14 protein-coding genes and 4 tRNA genes are annotated in these 17,273 nt (G+C 59.9%); 14 read left to right on the forward strand and 4 right to left on the reverse strand.

The window, feature by feature from the left end; all coding sequences use genetic code 11:
- Positions 1 to 54: 54 nt before the first annotated feature.
- Together hpnE and hpnD are read right to left on the reverse strand one after the other, a co-directional pair.
- The gene (gene hpnE / locus ABDW57_RS23345; protein WP_343732584.1) at positions 55 to 1,464 is read right to left on the reverse strand and encodes a hydroxysqualene dehydroxylase HpnE; all 1,410 of its coding nucleotides are present in this window, start codon (positions 1,462 to 1,464) and stop codon (positions 55 to 57) included.
- A gap of 7 nt (positions 1,465 to 1,471) precedes the next feature.
- Positions 1,472 to 2,305, reverse strand: a complete 834-nt coding sequence (gene hpnD / locus ABDW57_RS23350; protein ID WP_343732544.1) for a presqualene diphosphate synthase HpnD — start codon at positions 2,303 to 2,305, stop codon at positions 1,472 to 1,474.
- Positions 2,306 to 2,388: 83 nt separating this feature from the next.
- Here hpnD and ABDW57_RS23355 point away from each other — a divergent pair, with 83 nt between their 5' ends.
- Complete coding sequence (locus tag ABDW57_RS23355; protein ID WP_343732545.1) at positions 2,389 to 2,805, forward strand: VOC family protein; 417 nt, start codon at positions 2,389 to 2,391, stop codon at positions 2,803 to 2,805.
- Between the two features lie 127 nt (positions 2,806 to 2,932).
- Entirely contained in the window at positions 2,933 to 3,253 is a 321-nt protein-coding gene (locus ABDW57_RS23360; protein WP_343732546.1) for a hypothetical protein, read from the forward strand.
- Here ABDW57_RS23360 and ABDW57_RS23365 read toward each other — a convergent pair.
- Both ABDW57_RS23365 and hpnC read right to left on the reverse strand, forming a co-directional pair.
- Complete coding sequence (locus ABDW57_RS23365) at positions 3,222 to 3,677, reverse strand: hypothetical protein (protein ID WP_343732547.1); 456 nt, start codon at positions 3,675 to 3,677, stop codon at positions 3,222 to 3,224. The two genes, ABDW57_RS23360 and ABDW57_RS23365, sit on opposite strands and share 32 nt — an antisense overlap.
- 53 nt (positions 3,678 to 3,730) lie before the next feature.
- Positions 3,731 to 4,573, reverse strand: a complete 843-nt coding sequence (hpnC, locus tag ABDW57_RS23370; RefSeq protein WP_343732548.1) for a squalene synthase HpnC — start codon at positions 4,571 to 4,573, stop codon at positions 3,731 to 3,733.
- A gap of 180 nt (positions 4,574 to 4,753) precedes the next feature.
- On the opposite strand from hpnC, the gene ABDW57_RS23375 reads away from it, so the two are divergent.
- From ABDW57_RS23375 to ABDW57_RS23430, 12 genes are all read left to right on the forward strand, one after another.
- Entirely contained in the window at positions 4,754 to 5,842 is a 1,089-nt protein-coding gene (locus ABDW57_RS23375) for an efflux RND transporter periplasmic adaptor subunit (RefSeq protein WP_343732549.1), read from the forward strand.
- The gene (locus tag ABDW57_RS23380; protein WP_343732550.1) at positions 5,839 to 8,925 is read left to right on the forward strand and encodes an efflux RND transporter permease subunit; all 3,087 of its coding nucleotides are present in this window, start codon (positions 5,839 to 5,841) and stop codon (positions 8,923 to 8,925) included. Before ABDW57_RS23375 ends, ABDW57_RS23380 begins: the two co-directional genes overlap by 4 nt.
- Before the next feature lie 478 nt (positions 8,926 to 9,403).
- Positions 9,404 to 9,490 (forward strand) — tRNA-Leu (locus tag ABDW57_RS23385).
- Between the two features lie 34 nt (positions 9,491 to 9,524).
- Positions 9,525 to 10,865: a trigger factor gene (tig, locus tag ABDW57_RS23390; protein WP_343732551.1), complete on the forward strand. Its 1,341-nt coding sequence runs from the start codon at positions 9,525 to 9,527 to the stop codon at positions 10,863 to 10,865.
- Positions 10,866 to 10,932: 67 nt separating this feature from the next.
- A complete protein-coding gene (gene clpP / locus ABDW57_RS23395) occupies positions 10,933 to 11,559 on the forward strand; it encodes an ATP-dependent Clp endopeptidase proteolytic subunit ClpP (RefSeq protein WP_092270628.1) in 627 nt (208 codons plus the stop codon).
- A gap of 151 nt (positions 11,560 to 11,710) precedes the next feature.
- On the forward strand, positions 11,711 to 12,979 hold the full coding sequence (gene clpX, locus ABDW57_RS23400; protein WP_155461495.1) for an ATP-dependent Clp protease ATP-binding subunit ClpX: 1,269 nt from the start codon (positions 11,711 to 11,713) through the stop codon (positions 12,977 to 12,979).
- A gap of 275 nt (positions 12,980 to 13,254) precedes the next feature.
- Positions 13,255 to 15,666: an endopeptidase La gene (lon, locus tag ABDW57_RS23405; protein ID WP_343732552.1), complete on the forward strand. Its 2,412-nt coding sequence runs from the start codon at positions 13,255 to 13,257 to the stop codon at positions 15,664 to 15,666.
- A gap of 184 nt (positions 15,667 to 15,850) precedes the next feature.
- Positions 15,851 to 16,123: an HU family DNA-binding protein gene (locus ABDW57_RS23410; RefSeq protein ID WP_155461497.1), complete on the forward strand. Its 273-nt coding sequence runs from the start codon at positions 15,851 to 15,853 to the stop codon at positions 16,121 to 16,123.
- Between the two features lie 49 nt (positions 16,124 to 16,172).
- Positions 16,173 to 16,248: transfer RNA gene (locus tag ABDW57_RS23415), tRNA-Val, on the forward strand.
- Between the two features lie 58 nt (positions 16,249 to 16,306).
- Positions 16,307 to 16,383: transfer RNA gene (locus ABDW57_RS23420), tRNA-Asp, on the forward strand.
- Positions 16,384 to 16,412: 29 nt separating this feature from the next.
- A tRNA-Asp gene (locus ABDW57_RS23425) sits at positions 16,413 to 16,489 on the forward strand.
- Between the two features lie 192 nt (positions 16,490 to 16,681).
- Positions 16,682 to 17,269 (forward strand): PEP-CTERM sorting domain-containing protein, encoded by a 588-nt coding sequence (locus ABDW57_RS23430; RefSeq protein WP_343732553.1) that lies wholly within the window; start codon positions 16,682 to 16,684, stop codon positions 17,267 to 17,269.
- The last annotated feature ends 4 nt before the right edge of the window (positions 17,270 to 17,273 follow it).

A 17,273-nucleotide genomic window follows, 5' to 3' on the forward strand; every position in this document is an offset into this window, starting at 1 on the left:
CACCGGGATGTGACAGGATGCACAAAATGCGGAACAGGCGACCGAAATGCACGACTAGACGGCACTCCTCTGGAGTAATTGCGCGGCAGCAACACCACTGCGTACCGCCGATTCCAGCGTGGCGGGATAGTCGCCGGCAGTATAGTCACCGGCCAGCGCCAGGCCGGGCAGGCCGGTATTGTTGTCTGGACGCATGAGGCCGGGCGCACTGGCGTAAGTGGCGCGTTTCTCGGTGATGACCTTGAACCAGGCGGGCCGGCCGAGCTCGGGGCGCTGGAACACCACCGCCAGCTGCACCGCAACCGCCTCGGCCAGCAATTCCTGCGGCTGCGCCGCCACCGGACCGGAGGCGCTGATCACCACTGCCAGCAGGCCGGCCTGGGCCGCATCCAGCTGGCCGCGGTCAAACACGAACTGACCGTACTGGTGGCTGTCCGGGTCGTCCAGCAGGGCGTAGAACGGCAGCGCCAGCCGGGTGGCGGCATCGTATTGCAGGTAGACCGTGGTGATGGCTTCCGGCTCGAAGGCGGTCAGCTGGCTGCAGATGGCGGCAGTGTCGCCATCCGGAATGTCGTGCAGCAGCGTGGCGGCCTGGCTGGCGCCGGTGGCCAGCACCACGCCGCTGAAGTAAGTGCTCCAGGTGCCGCCCACCGCCGCGCCGCTGATGTCCAGCTGCCACAGGCGGCCTTCGATGCAGCGCAGCGCGTTGACCTTGGCACCGCTGCGCACGGCGCCGCCGTGTGCCGTCACGTAGCGGGCCGCGGCTTCCGGGAACAGGGCGCTCAGATCGGTGCGCGGCAGCAGCATGTCGGAGGCGCGGCGCCTGGCGCCCAGGCTGTCGCGCAGGACGTTGAGAAAGATCTGGGCGGAGGCGCGTTCCGGCGGCGTATTCAGCGCGGCCAGACACAGCGGACGCCACATCAGCTGGATCAGGCGCGCGGTCTGGTCGAAGCGCGCCAGCAGTTCGCTGACGCTGCAGTCGGTGTTGAGCTGCCAGCCCATCCAGCGCGCGGTGGTGGAAAAGCGGGCGAGGCTGAGCTTGTCCTCGCGCTGCAGGCCTTGGGCGCGCAGCAGGGCGGCGGCCAGGTGCAGCGGCGCCGGCAGCGGCCATGCCGGCGCGACGAAATCCATGCCGCCGGTGCCGGGCGGATAGCGCATTTGCAGCGGCAGCGTCAGCATGGCTTGCTGGTGATCGACGCCGGTCAGCTTCATCAGGCGCAGGGTTTCGCTGTAGGCGCCCAGCAGGATGTGCTGGCCGTTGTCCAGATGCTTGCGGTCAGTTTCCACGCGGCGGGCGCGCCCGCCCAGCGTGCGGGCCGCTTCCAGCAGCGTGACCTTGTAGCCGGCACGCGCCAGCTCGACTGCTGCGGCGCAGCCGGCCCAGCCGGCGCCGATGACGGCAACTGAGCGCGCCAGCACGCCGGTGTCCGCGTGGCCGCGCTTGTCTGCCGGCGGGTCGGCAATGCTGGCGTCAACCACGGATGTAGGTCTTCCACGCCAGCCACAGCTTGCGGATCGGCGTCAGCGAGATGCGGTGTTCCAGCACGTGGTAACCGTCGGCTTGCACTTCGGTCAGCAGGGTGCGGTAGATGGCGGCCATCATCAGGCCTGGGCGCTGGGCGCGGCGGTCTTCCTTCGGCAGCAGGGCAAACGCTTCGTCGTAGGCTTTTTGGGCGCGCGCGATCTGGAACGCCATCAGCTTTTCGAATTTATCGCTGTGCTTGGCATTGAGGATTTCGGCGGCGGTGACGTTGAACTGCTGCAGCTCATTGATCGGCAGGTAGATGCGGCCTTTGCGGGCGTCTTCGCCAACGTCGCGGATGATGTTGGTCAGCTGGAAGGCATGGCCCAGCTTTTCCGCGAATTGCAGGGTTTGCGGATTGGTCACGCCAAAGATGCTGGCCGACAGGATGCCCACCACGCTGGCCACGTGCCAGCAGTATTTGCTGAGGGCGGCGTAGTCGAGGTAGCGGGTCTGGTTGAGGTCCATCTCCATCCCATCGATGATGGCTTGCAGGTGCTCTTCCTTCAGCTTATAGGGCTGGAGGTGCGGTTGCAGGGCCAGCGTGACCGGATGGGTCTGCTGGCCGGCGTACATATTGCTGATTTCCTTGCGCCACCAGGCCAGCTTGATGCGTGCGATCGATTCGTCGGTGCACTCGTCGACGGTGTCGTCGACTTCGCGGCAAAAGGCATACAGGGCGGTAATGGCGCGGCGACGCTCCGGCGGCAGGAACAGGAAGCTGTAGTAAAAACTGGAGCCGCTTTGGGCGGTCTTTTGCTGGCAGTAGTCGTCGGGAGACATGGATAAAAAAGCAAGGGACGGTTCGAAGCCGCTATTCTATAGGAATGAGTTACAGTCTCGGATCATTATTTGGCGGAGTTGACATGATTACTATCCGGGAAATTGACCATATTGTGCTGCGGGTGGTGGATTTGCAGGCCATGCTGGACTTTTACTGCGGCGCGCTCGGTTGCCGGCTTGAGCGCCGGCAGGATGAGATCGGCCTGGTGCAGTTGCGCGCTGGTAGTTCGATGATCGACCTGGTGCCGCTGGACGGCAAGCTGGGCCGTATGGGCGGCGCGGCGCCGGGCCCGGAGGGGCGCAATATGGATCATTTCTGCCTGCGGGTGGAGCCGTTTGACGCGGCGGCGATCCGTGCGCACCTGACTGCGCACGGCGTGCAGCCCGGCGCGGTGGAGTCGCGCTACGGCGCCGAAGGCGAGGGGCCGTCGATCTATGTGACTGATCCGGAAGGCAATGTGGTGGAGCTAAAAGGCCCCCCCGCATGCAACGTAGCGTGATTTAAGGATACAATGTGTTACCTTTTCGGGAGAACGCATACGTATGAAATCGCAGATAGTTGCAGCCTTGATCATTATTCCAGTGCTCGCTGGATGCGAGGGCTCGTCTGCGGAAGATACGACGCCCATGAAAACGGCCACGTATTACACCCAGCATCTGGATGAAGCCAAGTCGGTCGCCAGCCGCTGCAAGCTGCTGGACGAGCAGAAGCAGCGCACGCTGAATGCCGGCGAGTATCAGGAATGGCAGATTTCCAACGAGGGCGTGAATTGCCAGACGGCGCTGTCGGTATCGGAGGCGGCTTCCCTGCGTGAGTTCGTGCTGAAGCAATCCAAGCCGCAAACGCCGGCGGCCGCGCCAAAAGCCGCACCGCCGTCGTCCTCGGTGCCGACGCCGCAGGAGCGCGAACAAAAAATCATTTCCGCCCCGACTCTCGCTCCTGTTTGATTGCCTTGAGGTCGGCGTCAATCTGATTCAGGCGCGCTTCATTGGCGGCGAGCATCCTGTCGAGTTTTTCGTTGGTTTCGTTCAACTTCCGCGTAGTCTCGTTGAGCTTCTGGGTGATTTCGCTTCGCCATTGCCCTGCATCCTTGCCGGATTCGTATGAGGCAGTCATATTGTTGATCAGCGTCGCATTGAAGCCGGCAACGCCAAACACCACCGCGAAGCCGGTGCTGATCACGGTGATCATGATGGTTTTTTTGAAATCAGCCATGTCGGCCTTGATCTGGCGTATTTCTTCGCGCATTTCGCGCTCGAAGTCATCCAGGCGCACGATCAGTGCGTCGATTCTGCCTATCAGGGCCGCAAATTTGGCGTCGGTGCGGGCGTCGCTCGCAGCGATTTTTGCGTCCACTTCTTCTCTCGTCATGTCAGCCATCCTGCGAGTATAGGCCTCGCGTTGGCGGCGTCAATTGAGGCGCGTCAAGCCGTGCGCAGCGCCGTTTGCAGACGCTTTTTCATGCGCACCGCCGACCAGAAAATGCCCAGCCAATCGCGCTTGCTCAGCTTGGGACGGTGCAGGAAGACGTCATACTCGGCCGCTTCAATCGCATCCAGAATGCGCAGACCGCCTTGCACCACCATGCGCAGTTCGAAGCCGATGCGGCCAGGCAGGCGCAGCGCCAGCGGCGCGCCGCTCAGCATCAGTTTGCGGGCGCGTTCGACTTCAAACCGCATCAGCGAACGCCAGCGCGGGCGCGCGCTGGGGTGGTCCAGCGCCGCCGGCGAGATGGCGTAGCGGCTCAAGTCTTCCAGCGGAATGTAAATGCGTTCCTTGTGCAGATCGATGGCCACGTCCTGCAGGAAATTGATCAGTTGCAGGGCGGTGCAGATGGCATCCGAATCGCGCACGTTTTCCTCATCCGCCGCGCCGTACAAATGCAGCATCATGAAGCCGACCGGGTTGGCTGAACGGGCGCAGTAGTCCAGCAGCATGTCAAAGGTCTGGTAGCGCGACACGACCACGTCCTGCTTGAACGCCGACAGCAACTCATACAGCGGCTTGAGCGGCATCTCATAGTCCCGCACCACCTGCGCCAGCCGCTCAAACATGGGCTGGTGATCGGTGGCGCCTTGCTCGATGCGCGCCAGCGCCGCCTCATAGGCATGCAGTGCCGCCAGCCGTTCTTCCGGGGGGGCGTCGCCCTCATCGGCCAGGTCGTCGGCACTGCGGGCGAACGTGTAGATGGCTTCCACCGCGGGACGCAGGCGCTTGGGCAGCAAAATCGAGGCGACAGGGAAATTTTCGTAGTGATCGACCGGCATAGGCGGGAAGGGCGGCAGTTGCCGGTTGTGAGATTGGTTTCCAGCGCGTAATGGTAGTGCCATCTTGAAATTAGAGCAAGTATCCAAGCTCTAAATTAATGACGCCAAAGTCATTTGCAAAGAGCATTGTTCAGCTTATAATCAATAAATAACCTGTCAGTCATTTAAAAGGAAGCTGTCGTGTCTACTCTCAAGAATGTGCTGCTTGCCGCTTCGGCACTGGCCGTGCTGGGCGCCTGTTCCAAACCGGCCGAGAAAACGGAAGATATCCGCCCGGTGCGGGCCATTTCGCTGGTCAGCAGCGACGTTGATGTGAATGCCGAGTTTTCCGGCGAGGTGCGGGCGCGGGTGGAGTCGCGCCTGGGTTTCCGCGTCGGCGGCAAGATCGTCAGCCGCAAGGTGGACGTCGGCACGCTGGTCAAGAAGGGGCAGGTGCTGATGCAGCTAGACCCGCAGGACTTGCAGCTCTCGCAAGCGCAGGCGCTGGCCAATCTGCGTGCCGCCGAGACCAACCGCGATCTGGCCAAGGCCGAGTTGCAGCGCTATCAGGAATTGCGCAGCAAGAGCTTTGTCAGCCAGGCGGTGCTGGACGCCAAGGAATCCACTTATAAATCGGCCCAGGCCAATGTTGATGCCTCCCAGGCGGCGTATCGCGGCCAGTCCAACCAGGCTGGCTATGCCTCCTTGCTGTCCGACGTGGATGGCGTGGTGACCGCCGTCAACGCCGAAATCGGCCAGGTGGTGGCGGCCGGCACGCCGGTGGTAAATGTGGCCAAGTCCGGCGAGAAGGAAATCGTCATCGGTATTCCGGAAGACAAGGTCGATACCCTGCGCCGCATTCCGGATGTGCAGGTGCGGCTGTGGGCTGATCCTAAAAACACGGTGGCCGGCAAGATCCGCGAAATTTCGCCAGTGGCCGATCCGTCCACCCGTACCTACACCGTCAAGGTGTCGATTCCGGACTCGCTGGCTGAAGCCAAGCTGGGCATGACGGCGGTGGTGCAGTTCGCCTCCAAGACGCCGGCGCCGCAAATCAAGGTGCCGCTGACCGCGCTGTTCTATGAGAAGTCCGCGACCTCGGTGTGGGTGGTGGAAAACGGCGCAGTCAAGCTGGTGCCGGTCACCATCGGTGGCGTGGCCGGCAATGATATCGTGCTGGCCAGCGGCGTCAAGCCGGGCCAGACTGTGGTGACAGCAGGCGTCAACCTGCTGAAGCCGGGCCAGAAGGTCAAGATTCTCGGTAACGACTTGCCGAAGGCCGCCAAATGAAAGAAGGATTCAACCTCTCACGTTGGGCGCTGGAGCATATCCCGCTGACCCGTTACCTGATCGCGGTGCTGTTGATCGGCGGCGCGCTCAGCTATGCCAATCTCGGGCAGGATGAAGATCCGCCGTTCACCTTCCGCGCAATGGTGGTGCGCGCCAACTGGCCGGGCGCAACCTCGCTGCAGATGGCCGAGCAGGTCACCGACAAGCTGGAGAAAAAGCTGCAGGAAACGCCGGATATCGACGAGATTTCCAGCTATTCCAAACCGGGCGAGACCACCATCATCCTCAAGCTGCGCGAATCGGCGCCGCCAAAAGAGGTGGCGCAGTCCTGGTATCAGGTGCGCAAGAAGATCGGAGATATTCGCGGCACGCTGCCATCCGGGGTGCAGGGGCCGTTCTTCAACGACGAGTTTGGCGATACCTACGGTTCCATCTTCGCGCTGTCCGGCGACGGCTTTACTTATGCCGAGATGAAGGATTACGCCGACTTCGTGCGTCAGCAATTGCTGGGCGTGCCGCTGGTGTCCAAGGTCGAGTTGTTCGGCGTGCAGGACGAGAAGATCAACATCGAGTTCTCGCACAAGAAGTTTGCCCAGCTGGGCATCCCGTTCGAGGCCATCGTCAACCAGATCGCCACCCAGAACTCGGTGGAGTCCACTGGCGTGCTGGTCACGCCGACCGATAACCTGCAAGTGCGGGTCACCGGTGCGCTGAAAACGGTGAAAGATCTTGAGGATCTGGAACTGCGCGCCAACGGCACCACCTTCCGCCTGGGCGACTTCGCCACCATCAAGCGCGAATACCAGGACCCGCCAGGCAACAAGATGCGCTTCAATGGCAAGGAAGTGATCGGCCTCGGCGTGTCGATGGAGAAGGGCGGCAACATCATCCAGCTCGGCAAGCACATGGAGAAAACCGTGAGCGAGCTGAAGGCCAAGCTGCCGGTGGGTATCGAGCTGGAGCGCGTGTCCGACCAGCCGCAAGCGGTGAAAGCCTCGGTGGGCGAGTTCGTCCACACCCTGATCGAGGCGGTGCTGATCGTGCTGGGCGTCAGCTTTGTCGCGCTGGGTCTGCACAGCAAGCCCAAGCTGCGGCTCGATGTGCGTCCCGGCCTGGTGGTGGCGCTGAGTATTCCGCTGGTGCTGTCGGTGACCTTCCTGTTCATGCGCATGCTGGACATCGACCTGCACAAGATCTCGCTGGGGGCGCTGATCATCGCGCTGGGCCTGCTGGTGGATGATGCCATCATCGCGGTGGAAATGATGGTGCGCAAAATGGAAGAGGGTATGTCGCGCTTTGACGCCGCCACCTTCGCCTACAAGTCGACGGCGATTCCGATGCTGACCGGCACGCTGATCACGGTGGCGGGTTTCCTGCCGATCGGCCTGGCCAAGTCGGCGGCCGGCGAATACACCTTCTCGCTGTTTTCGGTGAACGCGCTGGCGCTGGTGATTTCGTGGGTGGTGGCGGTGACCTTCACGCCATATCTTGGCTATGTGCTGTTGAAAGTGAAACCGCATGCCGATGGCGGCAGCGAGCACGACCTGTTCGATACGCCGGGCTTCCGCCGCTTCCGCGCGCTGGTCAACTGGTGCGTGGAATATCGCTGGCTCACCATCGGCGCCACGCTGGCAGTGTTCGCGCTCGGTGTGTACGGCTTCAAGTTCATCGAGAAGCAGTTCTTCCCGGATTCCAGCCGGCCCGAGCTGATGGTGGAGATGTGGACGCCGGAAGGCACCACCTTTGCCGCCAACGAGGCCCAGGTGAAGAAGTTTGAAGCCTTCATCCGCAAGCAGGAGGGTGTGGTCAGCGTGACCAGCTACGTGGGCACCGGTTCGCCGCGTTTCTACTTGCCGCTGGATCAGATTTTCCCGCAGACGAACGTGTCGCAAATCGTGGTGTTGCCAAAGGATCTGCACGCCCGCGCCGCGTTGCGCGACAAGATTGTCGATGTCTTCAAACATGATTTCCCGGAAGTGCGGGGGCGTGTCAAGCTGCTGCCGAACGGGCCGCCGGTGCCGTATCCGGTGCAGTTCCGCGTCACCGGTGCCGAGGTGGACAAGGTCCGTGCGATTGCCGATCAGGTGAAGGACATCATGCGCGCCAACCCGAACACGATCGGCGTGAACGATAACTGGAATGAATCGATCAAGGTGCTGCGTCTCGACCTGGATCAGGACAAGATGCGCGCGCTGGGCGTGACCTCGCAAACGGTGATGCGCGCGGCCAACACCATCCTGTCGGGCACGGCCATCGGCCAGTTCCGCGAAGGCATCAAGCTGATCGATATCCAGATCCGCCAGCCGATCGAAGAGCGCAACACCATCTCGGTGCTGAACGACACGAATATTCCGACCGCCAGCGGCAAGTCGGTGCCGATCAGCCAGTTGGCGCGGGCGCATTTCGTGTGGGAGCCGGGTGTGGTGTGGCGGGAAGGGCGCGACTGGGCGATTACCGTGCAGTCGGACGTGGCGGACAATATCCAGGGACCGACCGTCTCCGGCCAGATCGAGCCGCAACTGAAGGCCTTGCGTGACGCGCTGCCGGCCGGCTACGCCATCACCGTCAAAGGCGCGGCCTCGGACAGCGGCGCGGCGGAAGCGTCGATTGCCGCCAATCTGCCGCTGGCGATCTTCCTGATCTTCACGCTGCTGATGCTGCAGCTGCACAGCTTCTCGCGTTCGCTGCTGGTGTTCCTGACCGGGCCGCTGGGCGTGGCGGGGGCGGCGATGGCGCTGCTGGTGCTGGGCCGGCCGCTGGGCTTTGTGGCCAACCTCGGCATCATCGCGCTGTTCGGCATGATCATCCGTAACTCGGTGATTCTGGTCGACCAGATCGAGCAGGACATCAAGGCCGGCCACGACGCCTGGACTGCCATCGTCGAATCCGCGGTGCGCCGCTGCCGTCCCATCATCCTGACGGCCGCCGCCGCCGCGCTGGCGATGATTCCCTTGTCGCGCTCGGTATTCTGGGGGCCGATGGCGGTGGCCATCATGGGCGGCCTGATCCTCGCGACCGCGCTGACTTTGTTGTTCCTGCCGGCGTTGTATGCTGCGTGGTTCAGGGTGAAGCGGCCCGGCTAACGCGAAGCAGGGACCGCTGCCTTCGGCTGCTCTGCAGCTTGAGCAGCCGGAGCGGCGGTCTGTTGCGGGATCGGATAGTAATAAGTTCCTTGGCTGCGCGCCAAGAAAAAGACGGCCGCAGTCAGAAGAGTATCGCGCCGATGATTGTCCACGTCGCTGCGTGCAATTCTCTCTGCAGGTCTGCTTTTGTGACGTAATTTGAGCGAATAACAGCCACGTCCGTCTTGAGTACGGCCACATCATCGTAGGCTGAGGGGAGCGTGATGTTCTGAGCGAGATCAATGCCTCAGAAAATGGCGTTTTTACCGCTGAAAGCGTTAAAAAATCGCGGAATGTTGGCGACATAGTAAAAATCGTCACCATTCCGCTAAAAAACCGTTAGAATGCCGTGTTGAAGTTGAAAGCTCCTGCTATGAGGCAGGAAGAGGGCGACCCTTTTTCACTTACAGGTCGCCCTTTGCTTTTGTGCAAACAAGCCGCGAGGATGGCGAAATTGGTAGACGCACCAGGTTTAGGTCCTGACGCCAGCAATGGTGTGGGGGTTCGAGTCCCCCTCCTCGCACCAACTGTATTTCTTATTTTTTGGACGATTTTTTAACATGGCAACTGCAGTCGAAACCTTGGGCAAACTCGAACGTCGTATCACGATCTCCTTCCCGCTGACCGAAGTCCGCGCTGAAGTTGAGAAGCGCCTGAAAGTGCAAGCCAAAACGGCTAAGGCACCAGGCTTCCGTCCGGGCAAAGTTCCTCTGAAAATGGTCGCAGCACAATACGGTTATCAAATCGAAACCGAAGTGCTGAATGATAAAGTTGGCCGCGCTTTCAACGACGCCGCAAACGAAAACCAGCTGCGCGTAGCTGGCTACCCGAACATCGAACCGAAGCAGGAATCGCCAGCCGGCGTGCTGACCTTCGATGCGACCTTCGAAGTGTATCCGGAAGTCGAAATCGGCGACCTGACCACCGTCGAAATCGAAACCGTCAAAGCCGAAGTCAGCGATGCTGAAATCGACAAGACCATCGAAATCCTGCGCAAACAGCGCGTGCACTTTCACACCAAGGGCGAAGCCGGTGAGCACGGCGACGGCGGCGAGCCAGTGGCTGCCAACGGCGATCGCGTGACCGTGGACTTCGTCGGCTCGATCGACGGCGTGGAATTCCCAGGCGGTAAAGCCGAAGACTACCCGTTCGTGCTGGGCGAAGGCCGCATGCTGCCAGAATTCGAAGCCGCCACCGTCGGCCTGAAAGTGGGCGAGTCGAAGACCTTCCCGCTGTCGTTCCCAGAGGACTACCATGGCAAGGACGTGGCCGGTAAAACCGCTTCGTTCACCATCACCCTGAAGAAGCTGGAATGGGCGCACCTGCCGGAAGTGGACGCGGAATTCGCCAAGTCGCTGGGCGTGGCCGATGGCGACGTCGCGAAAATGCGCGAAGACATCAAGGTCAACCTGGAGCGTGAAGTCGCCGGCCGCGTGAAAGCGCGCAACAAAGAAGCCGTGATGGAAACCCTGGTGAAAACCGCCACCCTGGACGTGCCAAAATCGCTGATCGCTCAGGACACCGAGCGTCTGGCCGAAATGACCCGTCAGGACATGGCCCAGCGCGGCATGAACGTCAAGGACGTGCCATTCCCACCAGAACTGTTCGCAGAAAAAGCCGAGCGTCGCGTACGCCTGGGCCTGATCCTGTCGCAACTGGTTGGCGAGAACAATCTGCAAGCCCAGCCTGAGCAAGTCAAAGCCCAGATCGAAGACTTCGCCCAAAGCTACGAAGACCCGCGCGAAGTGCTGAAGTACTACTACAGCGATCGTCGTCGTCTGGCCGAAGTGGAAGCCCTTGTATTGGAAGAAAACGTCGTCAACTATGTCCTGGGCCTGTCGAAGACTACGTCCAAGGTTATCGCCTTTGACGAGCTGATGGGAAGCAACGCACAAGCGTAATTCAGTTTGGGCCGGATGATGTAAGATAAACATTCCGGCCCCTAAAGCTGCTTCACAAGGAAATAGAATGACTGGTATGAACCGAAATCCGGCGTTGGACACCGAAATGCTCGGCCTGGTGCCGATGGTGGTGGAACAAAGCGGTCGCGGCGAGCGCTCTTACGATATCTACTCGCGTCTGCTCAAGGAACGTATTATCTTCATGGTCGGTCCGGTCAACGACCAGATGGCCAATCTGGTGGTCGCCCAGCTGCTGTTCCTGGAAAGCGAAAATCCAGACAAGGACATCTCACTGTACATCAATTCTCCCGGCGGTTCGGTCTCGGCCGGCCTGGCGATCTACGATACCATGCAGTTCATCAAGCCTGACGTATCGACCCTGTGCACCGGCATTGCCGCCTCGATGGGCGCGTTCCTGCTGGCCGCCGGCGCCAAGGGCAAGCGCTTCTCGCTGCCGAACTCGCGCATCATGATTCACCAGCCGTCGGGCGGCTCGCAGGGCATGGCTTCGGACATCGAGATCCAGGCCAAGGAAATCCTGTACCTGCGCCATCGCCTGAACTCGATCATGGCCGAGCGCAGCGGTCAAACCGTTGAACAGATCGCCAAAGACACCGATCGTGACCGTTTCATGTCGGCGGAAGAGGCGGTAGAGTACGGTTTGATCGACAAAATGTTGACCAACCGGGCTTGATGCATCCTTTGCAGCATTGCTAGAAAAAACGCTCGGGCGATTAATCGTTCGGGCGTTTCGTTTTTATTTCGGGTAGCATGTGCATGTAGGCGGAGTTTCCGGCTCGCATTGCATTGAATCACTTGCTTCCTGTAACCAAAGAAAACTGCCCATGTCAGACAAAAAATCCTCCAGCGGCGAAAAACTTCTGTACTGCTCGTTCTGCGGCAAAAGCCAGCACGAGGTGAAGAAACTCATCGCCGGCCCATCGGTCTTCATCTGCGATGAGTGCATCGACCTGTGCAATGACATCATCCGCGACGAAACCTCGGCCATCGAGTCGGTGACGGGCGCCAAGTCGGACCTGCCGACGCCGCAAGAAATCAAGGACTTGCTGGACCAGTACGTGATCGGCCAGCAAACCGCCAAGCGCATCCTGTCGGTGGCGGTGTACAACCATTACAAGCGCCTCAAGCACCTGGGCAAGAAGGACGACGTCGAACTGGCCAAGTCCAACATCCTGCTGGTCGGTCCGACCGGTTCCGGCAAGACCCTGCTGGCCCAGACCCTGGCGCGCATGCTGAACGTGCCGTTCGTGATCGCCGACGCCACCACGCTGACCGAAGCCGGCTACGTGGGCGAAGACGTCGAGAACATCATCCAGAAGCTGTTGCAAAGCTGCAACTACGACGTCGACAAGGCGCAGCGCGGCATCGTCTACATCGACGAGATCGACAAGATTTCGCGCAAGTCGGACAACCCGTCCATCACCCGCGACGTCTCAGGCGAGGGCGTGCAGCAGGCGCTGCTGAAACTGATCGAAGGCACCATGGCCTCGGTGCCGCCGCAGGGCGGCCGCAAGCATCCTAACCAGGACTTCGTGCAGATCGACACCACCAACATCATGTTCATTTGCGGCGGCGCGTTTGACGGCCTGGCCAAGGTGATCGAAAACCGTTCGGAGAAATCCGGCATCGGCTTCGGCGCTTCGGTCAAGAGCAAGTCCGAGCGCAACGTCAGCGAAGTGCTGATGGAAGCGGAACCGGAAGACCTGATCAAGTTCGGCCTGATCCCTGAACTGGTGGGCCGTCTGCCAGTGGTGGCCACGCTGTCCGAGCTGACCGAGGAAGCGCTGATCCAGATCCTGGTGGAACCAAAGAACGCCCTGATCAAGCAGTATTCGAAACTGCTGGAAATGGAAGGCGCGGAACTGGAAATCCGTCCGGCCGCCCTGCATGCGATCGCCAAGAAAGCGCTGGCGCGCAAGACCGGCGCCCGCGGCCTGCGTTCCATCCTGGAACACGCGCTGCTGGATACCATGTATGAACTGCCAAATGAAACCAACGTCACCAAAGTGGTTATTGATGAGAATACCATCACCAGTGGCGCTAAGCCTTTGTTGATTTATCAGGAGCAGGCGAAAGCTTCTGGTGAGAATTAAATAACTTGTGCACACTTGCCCCGCTCAACAGCAAAATTCATTTCGCATCCGTGGGGCAAGGCGGTACAATCAAAACCAATAAAAGAATTCAGGCTTCATTCGGAAAGCCACACGTGACCCGGTCACGCGTGGCTTTTTTATTTAGCCCGGCTTTTAGAGTGGACTGCTTCTTTGGAAAACATTCTTTTATATAAGGAATTATTTCTTGCAGGTCGGTCTTGTGATTTGGCAAAACAGCGCCCACATCATAATCACGCTTTCACATAAGGTACGCCATGACAACTTCCAAATTAACTGAGCAAACTCAACTGCCGTTATTGCCGCTGCGGGACGTCGTCGTATTTCCGCATATGGTGATACCGCTGTTCGTAGGGCGCCCAAAATCGATCAAGGCGCTGGAAGCCGCTATGGAGCAGGGCAAGAGCATCATGCTTGCCGCGCAAAAAGCCGCTGCCAAGGACGAACCTTCTGCTTCCGATATCTATGAGATTGGCTGCGTGGCCAATATTCTGCAAATGCTGAAACTGCCCGACGGTACTGTGAAGGTGCTGGTCGAAGGCGCTCAGCGCGCGCGCATCAACAAAATCACCGACACGCCGACGCACTTCATGGCCGATCTGACGCCGCTCGATTCCGAGCTGGGCGACGATTCGGAAATCGAAGCCATGCGCCGCGCCATCGTTCAGCAGTTCGACCAGTACGTCAAGCTGAACAAAAAGATTCCGCCGGAGATCCTGGCTTCGCTGTCGGGCATCGACGATGCCGGCCGCCTGGCCGACACGGTGGCCGCCCACCTGCCGCTCAAGCTGGAGCAGAAGCAAGTCATCCTGGAGATCTTCAGTGTCGCCAAGCGCCTGGAGCATCTGCTGGGCCAGCTGGAAGGCGAGCTGGACATTCTGCAGGTCGAAAAGCGCATCCGTGGCCGCGTCAAGCGCCAGATGGAAAAATCGCAGCGCGAGTACTACCTGAACGAACAGGTCAAGGCCATCCAGAAGGAACTGGGCGAGGGCGAAGACGGCGCCGACCTGGACGAACTGGAGAAAAAGGTGGCCATGGCCAAGATGCCGAAAGAGGCACTGGACAAGGCGACCGCCGAGCTGAAAAAGCTGAAGCTGATGTCGCCGATGTCGGCCGAAGCCACCGTGGTGCGCAACTACATCGACACCCTGGTCAGCCTGCCATGGAAGAAAAAATCCAAGGTCAACAACGACCTGTCCAACGCTGAAAAAGTGCTGGAAGGCGATCACTATGGTCTGGAGAAGGTCAAGGAACGCATTCTGGAGTACCTCGCGGTGCAACAGCGCGTGGACAAGCTGAAGGCCCCGATCCTGTGCTTCGTCGGTCCTCCAGGCGTGGGCAAGACCTCGCTGGGCCAGTCGATCGCCCGCGCGACCAACCGCAAGTTCGTGCGCATGGCACTGGGCGGCGTGCGTGACGAGGCCGAGATCCGCGGTCACCGCCGTACCTACATCGGCTCGATGCCGGGCAAGGTGCTGCAATCGCTGGCCAAGGTCGGCGTGCGCAACCCGCTGTTCCTGCTGGACGAGATCGACAAGATGGGTGCGGACTTCCGCGGCGATCCGTCGTCGGCCCTGCTGGAGGTGCTGGATCCTGAGCAGAACCACACCTTCTCCGACCACTACATCGAGGTCGACTTCGACCTGTCGGATGTGATGTTCGTGGCCACCTCGAACTCGTTCAACATCCCGCCGGCGCTGCTGGACCGGATGGAAGTGATCCGCCTGTCGGGCTACACCGAGGACGAGAAGACCAGCATCTCGCAGCGCTACCTGCTGCCAAAACAGATCAAGAACAACGGTCTGAAGGAAGATGAAATCTCGGTCAGCGAAGCTGCGCTGCGCGACATCATCCGCTACTACACCCGTGAAGCCGGCGTGCGTTCGCTGGAGCGCGAAGTGTCGAAGATCTGCCGCAAGGTGGTGAAGATGCTGCTGCTGAAGAAGTCGGAAAAGAAAGTGACCGTCACGCCGAAAAACCTGGACAAGTTCCTGGGCGTGCGCCGCTACGACTTCGGCGTGGCCGAGAAGGAAAACCAGATCGGCCAGGTGGTCGGCCTGGCATGGACCGAAGTGGGCGGCGATCTGCTGACCATCGAGGCCGTGTCGATGCCGGGCAAGGGCGGGGTGATCCGCACCGGCACGCTGGGCGACGTGATGAAAGAGTCGATCGAAGCCGCCCGCACCGTGGTGCGCAGTCGCGCCAATCGCCTTGGCATCAAGAACGAAGTGTTTGAAAAGAGCGACATCCACATCCACGTGCCGGAAGGCGCGACGCCGAAAGACGGTCCGTCCGCCGGCGCTGCCATGACGGTGGCGATGGTGTCGGTGTTCACCGGCATCCCGGTGCGCGCCGATGTGGCGATGACCGGCGAGATCACGCTGCGCGGCGAAGTGCTGCCGATCGGCGGCTTGAAGGAAAAACTGTTGGCGGCCCAGCGCGGCGGCATCAAAACCGTGCTGATCCCTGAGCAGAACGTCAAGGATCTGGCCGACATTCCGGACAATGTCAAAAACAAGCTGGAAATCGTGCCAGTGCGTTGGATCGACAAAGTGCTGGAAATCGCCCTGGAACGCCAGCCGGAACCGCTGGTGGAAACCGCCCCGGTGGAAGCCGTGGCCGCCGCCGCGACCAAGGCCGATGGCCAGGGCGACGTAGTAAAACACTAAGTTTTCAGCGGTAATAACTTTAAAACAGGCGCTTATATAGCGCCTGTTTTGTTATTTTTACTTATTTTTCTATTGTGCAGCCTTGACACCAAGGTGGGCTGGCTTGTTTAATACGGCCTGAAATTTTTCTGTTTCCGTGTTTTAAGCGGAAACAACGATATAACCTTTGTGACGGGGAATTGCTTTGAATAAGACTGAATTGATCGACCATATCGCCACCACCGCTGATATTTCGAAAGCGGCTGCTGCTCGCGCGCTGGATGCTGTCATTGACGGCGTCACCACCAGCCTGCAGAAAAACGACAGCGTGACCCTGGTCGGCTTTGGTACCTTCTCCGTGAGCGAACGCGCCGCCCGTACCGGCCGCAATCCGCGCACCAAAGAAGAGATCGTTATCGACGCAGCGAAAGTTCCTAAATTTAAAGCTGGCAAAGCTTTGAAAGATGCTGTAAACTAACGGACTTCGGTGAGCGGCAGCGGCAACAAAGCTGTTCACCCCGGCAAATGGGCGGTTAGCTCAGTTGGTAGAGCGGAGCCCTTACAAGGCTTAGGTCGGGAGTTCGAGCCTCTCACCGCCCACCAAAAAACATTTGCCAGAAATTAAGTTTTAAAGTAGTATGTAGCACCTTGATATTCAGCTGGAGCGGTAGTTCAGTTGGTTAGAATACCGGCCTGTCACGCCGGGGGTCGCGGGTTCGAGCCCCGTCCGCTCCGCCAACAAATATCAAGCGACGTAATACCGTTTAGGAGCGGTAGTTCAGTTGGTTAGAATACCGGCCTGTCACGCCGGGGGTCGCGGGTTCGAGCCCCGTCCGCTCCGCCAGAATATAGAAGCCTGTTGCCTGAATAAAGCAACAGGCTTTTTTGCTTTTAAGTCGCCGATTCAAAATATATCGTCTACGGCAACATTCATTCCTTTCCACGCAGCGATAAAAAAATACGATCATCTACTGCTGAATTCAGTGTTACTATGTTAATTCAGTTGTTCTTATATAAATACAAAAAAGGGGATGCCATGTTCGTCAAAAAAATCGCTATCGCCGCAGCATTGCTCGGCGCCACCGCCGCCCAGGCGGCCACCGTCTTTTCCGATGATTTCAACGCCGACACCGACGCGCTGAACGCCTTCACCTTTATGGGCGGTTGGAGCGTCACCAACGGCACGGTCGACATCATCGGCCCAACCGGCGGCTTTGATTTGATTCCTGGCAACGGCTACTACATCGACCTGGATGGTTCCAGCGGGGACGCTGGTGTGTTCTCGAATTCGGTCAGTGTGATGGCTGGCACAAGCTACACCCTGAGCTTCTCGCTGGCGGGCAACCATCGCGGCGGCAGCGACAGCGTTACCGTCAACTTTGGCACCAGCAGCCAGGTCGTCAATCTGAACGCAGCCGATCCATTCCAGACCTACAGCCTGAATTACGTTGCCGCCGCCAACGGCAGCGCCACCTTCAGCTTTGCCAACGCCGGCGGCGACAACGTCGGAGCGCTGCTGGACAACGTGGTGGTCACCTCGGTGCCGGAACCGGCCACGTACGGCATGCTGCTGGGCGGCCTGGGCCTGCTGGGCGTGGCGGCGCGCCGCCGCCGCAACGGCTGACCGG

This window comes from Duganella sp., assembly GCF_039595735.1.
GTDB lineage: Bacteria > Pseudomonadota > Gammaproteobacteria > Burkholderiales > Burkholderiaceae_D > Rugamonas.

Coding starts and splice junctions, on each gene's coding strand:
- hpnD (WP_343732544.1), bottom strand. CDS start 2,305: ATGTCTCCCGACGACTACTGCCAGCAAAAGACCGCCCAAAGCGGCTCC.
- ABDW57_RS23355 (WP_343732545.1), top strand. CDS start 2,389: ATGATTACTATCCGGGAAATTGACCATATTGTGCTGCGGGTGGTGGAT.
- ABDW57_RS23360 (WP_343732546.1), top strand. CDS start 2,933: ATGAAAACGGCCACGTATTACACCCAGCATCTGGATGAAGCCAAGTCG.
- ABDW57_RS23365 (WP_343732547.1), bottom strand. CDS start 3,677: ATGACGAGAGAAGAAGTGGACGCAAAAATCGCTGCGAGCGACGCCCGC.
- hpnC (WP_343732548.1), bottom strand. CDS start 4,573: ATGCCGGTCGATCACTACGAAAATTTCCCTGTCGCCTCGATTTTGCTG.
- ABDW57_RS23380 (WP_343732550.1), top strand. CDS start 5,839: ATGAAAGAAGGATTCAACCTCTCACGTTGGGCGCTGGAGCATATCCCG.
- tig (WP_343732551.1), top strand. CDS start 9,525: ATGGCAACTGCAGTCGAAACCTTGGGCAAACTCGAACGTCGTATCACG.
- clpP (WP_092270628.1), top strand. CDS start 10,933: ATGACTGGTATGAACCGAAATCCGGCGTTGGACACCGAAATGCTCGGC.
- clpX (WP_155461495.1), top strand. CDS start 11,711: ATGTCAGACAAAAAATCCTCCAGCGGCGAAAAACTTCTGTACTGCTCG.
- lon (WP_343732552.1), top strand. CDS start 13,255: ATGACAACTTCCAAATTAACTGAGCAAACTCAACTGCCGTTATTGCCG.
- ABDW57_RS23430 (WP_343732553.1), top strand. CDS start 16,682: ATGTTCGTCAAAAAAATCGCTATCGCCGCAGCATTGCTCGGCGCCACC.